The organism is Curtobacterium sp. WHRI 8282, from assembly GCF_040223925.2.
In the GTDB taxonomy this organism is placed as follows: Bacteria; Actinomycetota; Actinomycetes; order Actinomycetales; family Microbacteriaceae; genus Curtobacterium; species Curtobacterium flaccumfaciens.
Map to the genome: position 1 here is coordinate 90241 of NZ_JBEHCD020000001.1, position 12183 is coordinate 102423.

Sequence of the window (12183 nt, forward strand, 5' to 3'; positions counted from 1 at the left end):
GCTCCTGGTGAGCGGACTCGGCCTGATCGCCGCCACCTACGGCCTGGTGCGCCTGGCGTACGGGCTGTTCCTGCCCGACGTGCAGCGCGACCTGGGGCTCCGGGCAGACGCCGCCGGGTGGGTCTCGTCGGGTGCCTCGGCGCTGTACTGCGTCGGTGCGGTGGCCGGGTTCCTGCTCGCCGCACGGATGCCCCGGGGGCTCGTCACGGTCGCGACCCTGGTGGCGGGGGCCGGTGCGATCGGCATGGCGACGGCCGGTGGGCCACCGGCGTTCGGCGTCAGCGCCGTACTCGCGTCGGCGGGTGCCGGACTCGCGTCGCCCGCCCTCGTCCGGATCGTCGCGGCGCGGGTGCCCCAGGTACTGCAGGGCCGCGCGCAGGCGATCGTGAACGCCGGCACCGGCCCCGGGCTGGTGGGCGCCGGGGTGCTCGCACTCGTGCTGCTGCCCGACTGGCGGACGGCCTGGGCGGTGTCTGGGGTGTTCACCCTGGCCGTCGGAGCCCTGCTGCTCGTGGCGTCCAACGGCGGGGCTGCCGCGTCCCGGTCGCCACTGCCCGGTGCTCCGTGGTTCGCGGCACACAGAGGGGTCCTCGTGCTGGCGATGCTGTTCGGGGCCGGGTCCGCCGTCGTCTGGACCTACGGACGTTCGGCGCTGGTGGAGGCCGGAGCGTCGGTCGTCGTCTCGGTGTCGGCCTGGATCGCGCTCGGGATCGGCGGAGCGGCCGTCGTGGTCACTGCGCGTTGGACGAACGGACTGCGCGCCAGGACGCTCTGGGCGGTCACGGCGGGGTCGGTCGCCGTCGCCGTCGTGGTGTTGGGGGCAGCGCCGCAAGCGACGGTCGCGGCACTGCTGGCGTGTGCCGTGTTCGGCTGGGGCTACACGGCGGCGACCGGGGCGCTGATCGCGTGGACGACCGAGATCGATGCCGAGCGGTCGTCGGCGGGCACGTCGATGCTGTTCGTCGCACTCGTGCTCGGGCAGGCCGTGGGCGCTGCGGGTGCCGGAGCGCTCGTCGGTGCGTTCGGGTTCGTCGCGACGTTCGTGGTCGGGGCGGGTGTGACCGCGGCGAGCGCCGTCCCCGCGGTGGCCCGTCGGCCGGGTGGGGTCCGCGCCGTCAGAGCAGCGGGCGGAGCTCGATCTTCCGGTTGCACGCCTCGGACGCCTGGTGCGCCACCCGGGCAGCCGTCTCGGCGTCCGGGAGGTCCATGACCCAGAACCCGGCGACGTACTCGTCGGAGTTGCTGGCGGGCCCGGTGCCCGCGTCGGCCGCGCCCCCGCGGGCGTCGACCACGGTGGCGTCGGCCGGTGCGGAGACCCCGGCGGCGAACACGATCGCGTCGGCCATCCGTTGGTTGAAGGCATCGACCGCTGCGGCTTCGGCGTCGGTCGCGGAGTACGTGTTGCCGACGGCGGCGGCCTGACCGTCGTCGATGACGTTGACGAGGAACTGCATGGCGTCTCCCCTGCTCGTTGGCGGGAGGCCACTCCTGCCGCGCACTGACCACCCAACGCAGCGCGATGCACCCGCAATCAGGTCGGGTCAGGCCCAGCCTCGCGCGCGCGCCGAGCGGGCCGCGGACAGCCGAGACGAGGTCCCGGTCTTCGCCATGGCAGTCGAGAGGTAGTTCCGGATGGTGCCCGGTGCGAGATGCAGCGCTGCCGCCATCTCGCGGACGCTCATCCCGAGGTCGGTCAGCTCGAGCAGCTCCGACTCGCGGTCGGTGAGCGGACTGTCATCCGACATCGCCGCCGCGGTGATGTCGGGGTCCACGTAGCGCCGGCCCGCCGCAAGCTCTTCCACCACCTCGAGGAGCTTGCCTGGTCCGACGTCCTTGGAGAGGAACCCGCGGACACCGGCACGCAACGCACGACGGAGCACTCCAGGTCGAGCGTGCCTCGTGACGATGAGCACGGCGGCATCTGGTCGGGCAGCGAGGATCTCCGTGGCCGCACCGAGCCCATCGAGGACCGGCATCTCGAGGTCGAGCACGACGACGTCCGGTGAGACACGCGCGTGCGCGGCGACTGCCTCGGCTCCGTTCGCGCACTCGGCGACCACGTCGACCCCTTCTGCGTGCCCGATGAACGACACGAGCGCCGCACGCAGGAGCGCTTCGTCCTCGGCGACGAGCACAGTCGTCATGCGACGAAACCCCGGACTCGAAACACGTCGTCGACGACGCCACTCGAGAACGAACCGCCATCGGCTCGGAATCGCCCACCGAGCGTCGCGAGTCCTCGCGGCGCAGCAGCCGGCCGACACACGCCGTCATTCTCGACCAGCACACTGTCGGAGGTGATCTCGATCCGCACCCACGTCGCCTGCGCATGACGCAGAATGTTCGTTGCGCTCTCTCGCACCAGCTGACCGAAGAGCCTGTTCCGTTCCGGCGGCACGGTACCGCGAGCATCGACTTCGCATCGGATGGCGGCGGCGTCGAAGAGGTTCACTGCGTTCGTCACCTCCTGTTCGAGCACGACTTCGCGCTCCCCGAATGCAAGCGAGCGACCTATTCGGATCGAGTCCTCGACGAGTTCGGACGCCGCGCGGAGCTCGTCCGCAGCCGCCCGGCCATCACGCTCGAGGAGTACCTCAGCCGTGGCGAGGCGCATCCGGAGCACGTGGAGGCTGTGTCCCTGGACGTCGTGGAGGTCACTCGCGAACCGGACACGCTCTCGGAGGACAGCGAGCTCGGCTTCCGCCCGTCCCGCCGCGGCGATACCCGAGGCAAGGCGCCAGGCGTAGCCATTGAGGAGCACGACCCCGTAGGCGGCGCCGAAGCCGAGGAACGCGATTACCGCGATGTCGAAGAAGGCACCGCCGTCATGATCAGCCGACGCGACAACGGTCGGCACGGCAATCAGCGCCGTCACCAGCACCGCCACGTGGACGATCACTCGACGGACGTGGGGCGTACGGAACGCGAGGACCAGTGCGACCGGAACGACCGTTAGGCCCTCTCCGGCGAGCGCCCCGACAGCCCAGAGCGGAGCGGTCAACACCACGCCGCTGGCGAAGATCGCGCTCGGAGCGCGGCGGTCCCACCAGACTGCGAGCAGCGAGGCGACGGCCGCGCCGACCAGGAAGATCGCCCGCACGGTGACGTCCTCGACTCGCGGTGCCAGCGAAACGGCGGTCAGTGCCAATGCAGCGACGAGGCTGAGCGTCGTGTAGCGGTGCAGTCGTCTCAGTGGGTCCGCACACGGCGGCCCCATTGCCACTCGTCCACCCTGCCGCACAGCATCTCTCCCCATGGACATCCCCCGATATCTGACATTTGTAGTACAACTCCCTCCGAGCCTAGCGTCGAGACCTGACAATTGTCATGCGCGATGCTGCTGTCTGTCACTGTGCCAGAGCACCTTCAAACCACAGACTGACTCCATGCATCCTGTTGCACTGGACCACGTCATCGAGGCCCGGGGCGTCAACCATCGCTTCGGCGGCAACCAGGTGCTCTGCCACGTCGATCTCGACGTCCCCGCCGGCCAAGTGACAGCCGTGCTCGGCACGAACGGAGCAGGGAAGTCGACCTTGTTCGACATCCTTGAAGGCCACACCACCCCGGAGCAGGGATCGGTCCGGGTGTTCGGCCTCGACCCTCGGGACCGCCGGCAGGTGCACCGCCGGACGGGCGTCGTGCTCCAAGAAGGCGGCACATCCCCGGACCTCTCAGTCACGCAGTGCCTCCGAGTACTCGGCGAGGTCTCCGGTAGACACGACGAGCTGGGCCGTGTGCTAGACCTCGTCGGCCTGACCGACCATGCTCGTCGTCCGGTGAAGTCGCTCTCCGGCGGAGAGCGCCGACGACTCGACCTCGCCGCTGCCGTGTGGGGAGAACCGGAGCTCCTGCTCCTCGATGAACCGACGACCGGTCTGGACCCGACGGCACGGTCCGGGATCTGGGCGCACATCGACAGCCTCCGTGCACAGGGCACGACGGTCGTGGTCTCCACTCACTATCTCGAAGAAGCAGAACGGCACGCTGACCGCATCGTTCTCATGCACGCAGGCAGGATCGTCTCAGACGGCAGCGCAAGCGAGATCCTCGCTCGAGAGATCGGCGCCGTCTCGTTCCGGACAGATTCCGGATCCGCGATCACCGACCTCGACGCCGTCCGCGATCACGACGGCCGCATGACGATCCGGACCAGCGACGTTCAGTCGACCGTGCGAGCGGTCTTCGCATGGTCAGATCGGACCGGCGCAAGCGTCGCGGACCTCACGACGGCCGCACCACGGCTCGAGGCCGTTTTCGACCGGCTCGGCCGGGACCAGACCGGGACGGAGACCGTCCAGTGACCGCCATCGCCCGTGCCGAGCTCCTCATGTTGCTCAGGAACCGGACCGTCCTCGCGAGTGCAGTGCTCCTGCCGATCGCATTCGGCGCATTCTTCGTGCTCTCCGGAGCGCGCAACGGCTCAGCCGCGTACGCGAGTGCGTGCATCGTGGTCGGTCTCAGCGCGATGGGCACTTACTCCGTGTCCACCACGACGCTTGCGGCAAGACGGCAGACACACTTCTTGAAGCGCCTCCGGAGCACCGTGCCGTCCGATGTGCAAATCCTGCTCGGGATGACGCTCCCCATCGTGGTCGTCAACCTCGTCCAGCTCGCGATCGTCTTGATCGTGCTGGGCGCCACCACGGGCGATCCGCTCACGCACCCGTGGTTGCTCGGCCTCACGGTCATCGCCGCCGAGGCGATGTTCATTGCCCTCGCGATGGCCACTGCGGGAGTGACCGGTTCGCCGGAGAGCGCGCAGTACACGTGCCTCCCGGTGTTCATGGGCACCATCGTCGTGGCCGTTTGGGCGCTCATGTCGGACCAACCGATCGCCGGCTGGCTCCCCGGTGGAGGAATCGCACTGCTCGCCGAGGCGTCGTGGACCGGGGACCTCGGGGCGACTTGGCTGTTCCTGCTGCCCACGTTTGGCTGGGTGGCACTCGGCGGGTTCGTCGCGAAGCTGGTGTTCCGCTGGGACATCAGGTCGTGACCCGAATACACGTTTAGGATCTATGAACATGAGCGCTCTTGATCGACCCTCTGGACCCGAAGCCCGCCTCGGACACGGCCGCGGCTGGCAGTCCCCCGTGTTCCTGTGCAGTGCAGTGGTCGTTGCTGCGTTCGTATTCTTCGTCGAAGGACTGGGCACCCCCCGGCTCCTCAGCCTCGTGGTCGCAGCAGCGATCGTCGTCACACTCTGGCTCGTGGCCGCCACTCGGCGCGTGGTGCCACGAGGCGGCAACAAGCTCATGACAGCGGCCTGGGCGACCACCGGCATCCTGTACCTGCTCGCTGTCGCACCGCTCGAAGCCGCGGTACTGCGAGGCCTCGATGGCACCGCTTCGGTGGCGGCCTGGGGCGCGACGTCGTTGGTCGTTGCCGCACCCCTGATCGTGGCTGCGGTGCTCGCCCGGCCGCGTCGACGATGACACCGGGCCCGCATCCAAGGCACGAGCTTGACGACCGGGTGCACTCACCGGTTCGATTCTCGCTGCTGGCTCTGCTCCGCACGGTTGACGAAGCCGAGTTCAGGGCAGTCCGCGATGCCCTCGAAGTCAGTGACTCCACGCTGTCGCAGGCCGCCACCGTCCTCCGGGACGCCGACTTCGTCACGGTTCGTCGGTTGCGGGTCGGACGCAGTACACGGAGCTGGCTTGCGATCACAGATAACGGGCGCGTTGCCTTCGAGCGTCATCTGACAGTGCTGCGGACCATCGCAGAATCGCATTCCACCTGAGACAGCACAGCGAATGCGCAACCGGACGGCCCCACTGGGACCGCCCGGTCGTGGCTTGCTCAGTCGAGCGTGGTGACGATCAGCTGCGCAACGCCGACACCGGCCAAGAAGAACGTCGGGGTTCCCATCACGACGTCGGCGGACGAGTCGACCAACGCTGCGCGGTCTCGGGAGGTTCGCGCTTCGTGAACGCTGGCCTGCTCGGTGATGCTCTCGATAAGGGTCATCGTGTTCTCCTTGGGTTCGGTGGGTCGGTGTCCGGCACGAAGCGCCGGACGGGTGGCGGGGCCGAGCCGGTTGACTCGGCCCCTCGCCCTCGGCCGGTGGGGTCAGTGGGCCCGGAACACGAGGACGTCGTGGACGGACGGCCGGTCCGCCGGCTGTCCGCTGAGATCGGTGTAGTGGCCCTCGAGTCGCAGCCCTGCAGCATCTGCCCACCGAATCAGGTCGGCTACGTCGGACAGGCGGACCGATTCGCTTCGTCGGACCACGCGGTCTCCGTCAATCCAGACCTGATCGGCGTGGAAGACGTCATCGACGACCGAGCCGAACGAGACCAGGCCACGTGTGCGCCCGGGGTACGGCGCGAAGACGGCGCCCGGGCCATCCGGGCCGAAGAACCCGCGGACGAGTTCTGCGTTCTGTGTCTCGACGACCAGCACTCCGCCCGGCCGCAGCGCGGCTGCGGCCGTCAGGAACACCTCGGCCTCTGCACCGGGGTCAATGCTCATCCCGATGGTGTTGCAGACACAGAGCACCATGTCGAACCGTTCCTCGGTCCGGAACACCCGGATGTCGGCAGTGACGGCGCACACGTCCAGGCCGAGTGCGGTGGCGTCGAGACGCGCAAGCATCTCGGGGGACGCATCGACCCCGACCAGCGAGGCATTCGAACCGCGCCCGCGGAGGACTCGAGCGAGCGGCACGAGCACGCGTCCGGTCCCGACACCCAACTCGAGCACAGACGGAGCCGCCTCGTCGACGAGCGCGAGCACCCACCGCACCATTTCGTCCGTGAACGACACTCGCGGGATGAGGTCGTCGTAGATGTCCGCGAACTGCGCCCCGTAGTCGGTCACGTCCGTCATGCGCGCACCGCTGCAGAGTCGGCAGGCTCGGTAACGGGTATCCGCCGAGACACGAACAGCACCGCGGGGTCGATGGACTCATCGAATCCCGTACTCGTGGCGATGCAGAACTGGACATCGTCGGACGCCGCGAGTTCGGGACGAGCAGCCGCGAGACGTCGCACGTAGCCCTCGAGCACTCGATAGGGCGGTTGCTCGTTGACCGAGAGCCCATCCACAGAGCGGAACACACTGAGCAGATCGGTCATGACGTCGAAGACCGCCTTCTGCACCCGGTGCTCGGGAAACCAGACCGCGTGCCGCAACGTCCGATCCACCGGCGGGTGGAGGTCGATCCAGCCGGTCGTCGTTACTCCGGCGTCGAGGCCGCGCGCGAAGAGGTGGTAGTCGGTCGTGGCGGGCTTGGGCGCGAAGAACCTCCAACTCGGTACGAGTGCGAACAAGTCGACTTCGCGGACTCGACCGAACCCGTTGCCGGGAAGCTGCGTGAAGACCGTCGCGGCGAGATGCGCCCCGAACGCCATCGGGGCGATCATACGACTGCCTCCTCGTGCGACTCCGGACGGAACTCGGAACCAGATCGCGCTCCACCGCCGCGCACCACGGAGTGCGCGGCGCTTGGTTCTAGGTCGTCGAGGAACGTACGGAGCGTCTGCGCGAGTCGCGCTGCATGGTCGGGGTTCGTCAACATCGAGTCATGTGTCACGTCGTCGATGACCACGTTCCGCACGAGGGTGTGTCCGGCATGAGCGTCGATGATCTCGTTATGCAGAGCGAGGATGTCCGGATCACCTTGGAGCGTCCGCCCTGCGCTCACCAGCAGCGCCGCAACCGATGGATTCGGCCCCACCGCGGCACCCTGCGCGAGGTCCTGGCGCATGGCAGTCCATTCCTTCCGACCAGCGCGCCAGAGCCGGCCGTCCCGGAATTGGTCGGCAGCCCGCGCCTGAGCGTCGGACGGGAGCGTGCGAATCCACGCAGGGACGGTGAGGAAGGTCCCGAGGGACAACCGGGTCGAGAAGTCGAACGACGCGAGGTTGTCGGAGAAGTCGCGAACGGTCGCTCGCTGCGCTTCGGAACGACTCAGCTGATCCGGGTGCGTGGGATCGAGGTAGACCACACCTGCGATCGCATCCGTCGTCTGGGCGACCCGCCGCACGATCTCGCCGCCGAGGGAGTGCCCGACGAGGACAACGCCTGGATGGTCCGAGCGGACGGAGCGAACCAGGGCAGCGAGGTTCATGGCTGCTCGTGACACGGACACGTCCCCGCCGTCAGCATCACCGCTTGCTCCGTAGCCCGGACGGCAGTACGCGACGGTGGCGTACCCGGCCTCGTGGAGCGATCGGCGGAGCCAGGCGTAGTGCTCCGGCAGCCCGAGGAGCCCACTCTCGAACACGACGATCGGCTTGGAGTCGTCGCCCGGCGCCACTTCGACTCCGAGCCGCGCGCCGGTGTCCACCTGCATAGTGGTCTGGTTCCGCACCCGCTGACGGCGGAGGATCGATGCGATCACCGACACGGTCATCGCACCACCGGTCGCTACGACCGCCATCACGGGAGTGGCCGTCGACATCCCCGTGCGCCGGTCCTTGGTGGTGGCCGTCAGGTGCGGGTGCATGCTGGCGAACGCGAACACGAAGCGCCACAGCCCCATGGCGTGTCCGTTGACGAGGTGGAAGCCCAGGGCACCAGCCATGAGGCCTCGGACGGCAGCTGGTGGGAGGACGTAGACCACCGGAAAGGCACACTCGAAGCCGAGGACTGTCCAGGTCATCGCGCGTCCGATGGCCGGATGCCGGTCCAGCAGTCGCCACATGCGCTCGTTCCCGTAAGCACGAGTCCGCAGGATGTCGGCGACGGCGCTGCCGTCCCGCCAGGACCCACCTGCGAGCTTGATCCAGCCGGCTGCGGTGTACGACAGGCAGGACTGGAGCGAGACGTTCCAGACGGCCGCGTCGGTGACCCGTGGTCTCGTCTGTCCGAGGCGTGCCACGCCGTTACTGATCTGCACCACGGCGGTGGCCTGGTCAGCGCCGTCGCTCCCGTACCGCTCGCGCGGCGAGAGAAGCGCCGTGCTCAGGCCACTGGCGAGACTCGCAGCAGCCCTGACGAGCCGCCACTTCGGCGGAGCCACGAGCAACGTCGCGTTCGAGACCACCCTGACGACGTGCATCGCCGTGTTGACACGGTCCCGAGCGACCAGGTCGAGGCCGGCCCGCACGATCCGCGGGGCTCCGGCATAGGTCTGGCGGGAGATGCTCCAGTCCGTGAGCATCGGCGCTCGACGGGCCGAGTTGTAGAGAGTCTCAGCACTGGCGAGCAGTGCGGGGACCGCTCCGATCACCTCGGATCGGTACAGCGTCGAGCCGATGGTCCGTTCGGTCGCCCGGGGAGCAACGGTCCTCGGCAGTCGTGACGATGGAAGCCTTGACATGAGTCTCGATTTCACCTTTACTGTTCATGAACGTCAAATACTCGACCCCGACCGACACATCCGCTCGAAACCGGTGCCGTGATCGTCCAAGGCGACCCTGACCGATCGGGGTCGCCCTGGACGACGAACGTCAACCGCCGCAGTCGGCCTTGCCCTTGTTGTAGGCCGCCACCAGTGCGTTCGCGACGCCGAGCGTCGCGACGACGGCCGGGAGACCGAGTTCCGGCCGCCGAGGGGTCGGCTCGATGGACGCGTTGTCCGTGTCCCACTCGGTCTCGTCGAGGATCTCGGTGATCTTCATCTGGACGGACATCAGCCTGCCTGCCTTCCTGCGTCGTAGAACGCCGCGACGAGTGTGGCGCCGCCCCAGAAGGCGATCGCCGGTGTGCCGAGGACCGGATGGTTCCGCTCGACGTCGATGACCGCCCGGCTGGTGTCCGGCGCGGGCATCGTGGCCAGCCGCTGTGCGACCATGTGCAAGACGCGATCGTCCTTCACGCGTCACCCCTTTTCTGTTTGGTTGTCGTGACCCCAACGGGAGTCTGTCGTCCACGACCGGCTGGGTGTAGTGACGAATGTCACGAACGGGCGGAAGCAGTCGCCGCGGTCCGCTAGCGTGTCGACCGTGGGGGCAGAGCAATGGAGACGGTTACCCGTCGGCCCGACCGAGCTGCGCAGCGACGCAGTCCTCGCGGTCGGCTTCGCCGCGGCGCTCGCGCTCACCACGACCCTGTCCGGCGCGGCCGGTGCCTACGGCGACGACCAAGCACCCTGGTGGCTCTCGGTGCTCATGGTCGCCGCGAATGCCGCACCGATCGCGTTCCGCCGTCGGTTCCCGATGACCGCAGCCGTCGCGTCCGCAGCAGCGTTCGCGGGCACACAACTCCTTCACGTCCCAGAGCTGTTCCTCACCAACGTCACACTGTTCATCGCGTTGTATACGGTGGGTGCGTGGTGTTCTGACCGGGTGCGGGCCGAAGCGGTGCGCTGGGTCGTCATCGGCGGCATGTTCGCGTGGCTGTTCGTCGCGATCTCGTTCGGGTGGGCGTCACCGAACGCTCTGCCGAACGACACTGACTCCCCTGTGGCGCCCTACGTCGCGATCTCGCTGCTCAACATCGTCATCAACGTCATCTACTTCGGCGCCGCCTGGTACGCCGGCAACCGGGCCTGGGCCTCCGCGGTCGCACGACACGAGCTCGCGGAACGCACCGCCGAACTCGCCGCCGAGCGGGAGCGGTCCGCGGCACAGGCCGTCACGATCGAGCGGGTGCGGATCGCCCGCGAGCTGCACGACGTCGTCGCCCACCACGTCTCGCTGATGGGCGTGCAGGCGGGTGCTGCACGGCGCGCGATCGACCGCGACCCCGCGCAGGCCACCGCCTCGCTCGGGGTGGTCGAGGAGAGCGCCCGCACCGCGGTGGAGGAACTCCGGCGGATGCTCGGCACCCTGCGCTCCGACGACGACGCGGACGGCCTGGGGGCGGCCGGTGGCGACGGCCCGAGCACCGAGGGCATCACCCGGATCGCCGAGCTGGCCCAGTCCGCCCGGGTGGCCGGCCACCCCGCCGAGTACGTCGTCGTGGGCGACGTGCGCCCGGTGCCGCCGACGGTGGCCGCGGTGGCGTACCGGATCGTGCAGGAAGCCGTGACGAACATCCTCAAGCACGCCGGCCCGACCGCCCGCGCCGACGTCCGGCTGCGGTACCTGGACGGCGGCGTCGAGGTGGAGGTCGCGGACGACGGGCTCGGTGCCCGTGCCGCCCGGAGCACCTCCGGCAGCGGGCTCGGACACGTCGGGATGCGGGAACGCGTCGCCGCCGTGGACGGACGGATCGAGATCGGGCCACGAGCCCGAGGAGGCTACCTGGTGCGCGCATGGCTGCCGACGACGTGAACGGCACGACCGACCTGACCATCGTGCTGGCCGACGACCAGGAGCTCGTCCGCGCCGGGTTCCGCGTGATCCTGGAGTCCGAGCCCGGGTTCCGGGTGGTCGGCGAAGCCTCGGACGGCGCGCGGGCGGTCGAGGCCGTGCAGGAGCTGAACCCGGACGTGGTCTGCCTCGACGTGCAGATGCCGGGCGTCGACGGACTCGAGGCCGCGCGACGGATCGCGGCGCTGCCGGCCCCGCCGGCGGTGCTCATCCTCACGACGTTCGACAGCGACGACGCGCTGTTCCAGGCGCTCGAGGCGGGAGCGAGCGGGTTCCTGCTGAAGAACGCCTCCCCCGAGCGGCTGATCGACGCGGTCCGGACCGTCGCAGCCGGGGACGCCCTGCTCGCGCCGGACGTCACACGCCGGGTGATCAGCCGGGCGACGGCGTCGGCTGCGGCGCAGCCCTCGGCGACCACCACGACCGCGACACCTTCGACGACGGGCGAGGACGCGCTCGCCGCCGCCGGGCTCACCGAGCGGGAGACCGAGGTGCTGCGACTCCTCGCCCGTGGCCTGAGCAACGCGGAGATCGCCGCCGAGCTCTACGTCGGTGACGCCACCGTGAAGACCCACGTGTCGAACGTGCTGCAGAAGCTCGCACTGCGCGACCGCATCCAGGCCGTCGTCTGGGCGTTCGAGCACGGCGTCGCCGGCTGACCGAGCCGGGTCGAACCCGCACGAGCCGAACAAGCCCGCACCGTGCTGACCCGCACCCAGCCCGCACCGTGCAGGGTCGCTCAGCCAGTGCGGCGTTGATCGCACCGTGCGCCGCCAGTACGACGCACCGAGCGACCAAACCCGCACGAGCCGAACAGGGCCGCACCGTGCCGATCTGCACCAAGCGCGCACCGTGCCGAGCCGGGTCGACGCGCGGTCCTCCCCCACGCGGTGGAGCCGACCGCCGGACCAAGTCCCGCCTGGCGGCGGAGGCGGGGCGTGCCTCCCGGCCAATAGCGTCGGACGCAGCGACGACCAGC

Annotated in this window: 16 protein-coding genes; 7 read left to right on the forward strand and 9 right to left on the reverse strand. The window is 69.2% G+C overall.

The window, feature by feature from the left end; genetic code table 11:
• Positions 1 to 7 precede the first annotated feature (7 nt).
• The gene (locus tag ABRP24_RS00400) at positions 8 to 1210 is read left to right on the forward strand and encodes an MFS transporter (RefSeq protein WP_349849632.1); all 1203 of its coding nucleotides are present in this window, start codon (positions 8 to 10) and stop codon (positions 1208 to 1210) included.
• Here the strand turns inward: ABRP24_RS00400 and ABRP24_RS00405 are convergent.
• The 3 genes from ABRP24_RS00405 to ABRP24_RS00415 form a co-directional block, all read right to left on the reverse strand.
• Positions 1116 to 1454, reverse strand: a complete 339-nt coding sequence (locus tag ABRP24_RS00405) for a YciI family protein (RefSeq protein WP_349849630.1) — start codon at positions 1452 to 1454, stop codon at positions 1116 to 1118. The genes ABRP24_RS00400 and ABRP24_RS00405 overlap by 95 nt on opposite strands.
• A gap of 87 nt (positions 1455 to 1541) precedes the next feature.
• The gene (locus ABRP24_RS00410) at positions 1542 to 2144 is read right to left on the reverse strand and encodes a response regulator transcription factor (RefSeq protein WP_163342811.1); all 603 of its coding nucleotides are present in this window, start codon (positions 2142 to 2144) and stop codon (positions 1542 to 1544) included.
• Positions 2141 to 3148: a sensor histidine kinase gene (locus tag ABRP24_RS00415; RefSeq protein WP_301596603.1), complete on the reverse strand. Its 1008-nt coding sequence runs from the start codon at positions 3146 to 3148 to the stop codon at positions 2141 to 2143. Before ABRP24_RS00415 ends, ABRP24_RS00410 begins: the two co-directional genes overlap by 4 nt.
• Positions 3149 to 3254: 106 nt before the next feature.
• Here ABRP24_RS00415 and ABRP24_RS00420 point away from each other — a divergent pair, with 106 nt between their 5' ends.
• Genes ABRP24_RS00420 through ABRP24_RS00435 form a run of 4 tightly spaced genes read left to right on the forward strand, consistent with a single transcriptional unit; the run spans position 3255 to position 5743 of the window.
• On the forward strand, positions 3255 to 4304 hold the full coding sequence (locus ABRP24_RS00420) for an ABC transporter ATP-binding protein (protein ID WP_371836697.1): 1050 nt from the start codon (positions 3255 to 3257) through the stop codon (positions 4302 to 4304).
• Positions 4301 to 4996 (forward strand): ABC transporter permease, encoded by a 696-nt coding sequence (locus ABRP24_RS00425; protein ID WP_349849626.1) that lies wholly within the window; start codon positions 4301 to 4303, stop codon positions 4994 to 4996. The genes ABRP24_RS00420 and ABRP24_RS00425 overlap by 4 nt, the downstream gene beginning before the upstream one ends.
• A gap of 28 nt (positions 4997 to 5024) precedes the next feature.
• Positions 5025 to 5435 (forward strand): hypothetical protein, encoded by a 411-nt coding sequence (locus ABRP24_RS00430; protein ID WP_349849624.1) that lies wholly within the window; start codon positions 5025 to 5027, stop codon positions 5433 to 5435.
• Positions 5432 to 5743 (forward strand): transcriptional regulator, encoded by a 312-nt coding sequence (locus ABRP24_RS00435; protein ID WP_349849622.1) that lies wholly within the window; start codon positions 5432 to 5434, stop codon positions 5741 to 5743. Before ABRP24_RS00430 ends, ABRP24_RS00435 begins: the two co-directional genes overlap by 4 nt.
• Positions 5744 to 5802: 59 nt before the next feature.
• Here ABRP24_RS00435 and ABRP24_RS00440 read toward each other — a convergent pair whose 3' ends face one another.
• The 6 genes from ABRP24_RS00440 to ABRP24_RS00465 all read right to left on the reverse strand — a co-directional run bounded on the left by ABRP24_RS00440 (position 5803) and on the right by ABRP24_RS00465 (position 9766).
• Positions 5803 to 5970, reverse strand: coding sequence for a hypothetical protein (locus tag ABRP24_RS00440; RefSeq protein ID WP_194626511.1), 168 nt, complete (start codon positions 5968 to 5970; stop codon positions 5803 to 5805).
• A 102-nt stretch (positions 5971 to 6072) separates the two neighbouring features.
• Positions 6073 to 6738, reverse strand: coding sequence for a class I SAM-dependent methyltransferase (locus tag ABRP24_RS00445; RefSeq protein WP_349849620.1), 666 nt, complete (start codon positions 6736 to 6738; stop codon positions 6073 to 6075).
• An 89-nt stretch (positions 6739 to 6827) separates the two neighbouring features.
• The gene (locus ABRP24_RS00450) at positions 6828 to 7367 is read right to left on the reverse strand and encodes a DUF5819 family protein (protein ID WP_349849618.1); all 540 of its coding nucleotides are present in this window, start codon (positions 7365 to 7367) and stop codon (positions 6828 to 6830) included.
• Complete coding sequence (locus tag ABRP24_RS00455; protein ID WP_349849616.1) at positions 7364 to 8359, reverse strand: alpha/beta fold hydrolase; 996 nt, start codon at positions 8357 to 8359, stop codon at positions 7364 to 7366. The genes ABRP24_RS00450 and ABRP24_RS00455 overlap by 4 nt, the downstream gene beginning before the upstream one ends.
• Positions 8360 to 9398: 1039 nt before the next feature.
• Positions 9399 to 9581: a hypothetical protein gene (locus ABRP24_RS00460; protein ID WP_152376810.1), complete on the reverse strand. Its 183-nt coding sequence runs from the start codon at positions 9579 to 9581 to the stop codon at positions 9399 to 9401.
• Positions 9581 to 9766, reverse strand: a complete 186-nt coding sequence (locus ABRP24_RS00465; RefSeq protein WP_194626503.1) for a hypothetical protein — start codon at positions 9764 to 9766, stop codon at positions 9581 to 9583. The genes ABRP24_RS00460 and ABRP24_RS00465 overlap by 1 nt, the downstream gene beginning before the upstream one ends.
• A 127-nt stretch (positions 9767 to 9893) precedes the next feature.
• Here ABRP24_RS00465 and ABRP24_RS00470 point away from each other — a divergent pair, with 127 nt between their 5' ends.
• Both ABRP24_RS00470 and ABRP24_RS00475 read left to right on the forward strand, forming a co-directional pair.
• Positions 9894 to 11165, forward strand: a complete 1272-nt coding sequence (locus ABRP24_RS00470; protein WP_349849614.1) for a sensor histidine kinase — start codon at positions 9894 to 9896, stop codon at positions 11163 to 11165.
• The gene (locus tag ABRP24_RS00475) at positions 11147 to 11863 is read left to right on the forward strand and encodes a response regulator transcription factor (protein ID WP_349849612.1); all 717 of its coding nucleotides are present in this window, start codon (positions 11147 to 11149) and stop codon (positions 11861 to 11863) included. The genes ABRP24_RS00470 and ABRP24_RS00475 overlap by 19 nt, the downstream gene beginning before the upstream one ends.
• Positions 11864 to 12183 lie beyond the last annotated feature (320 nt).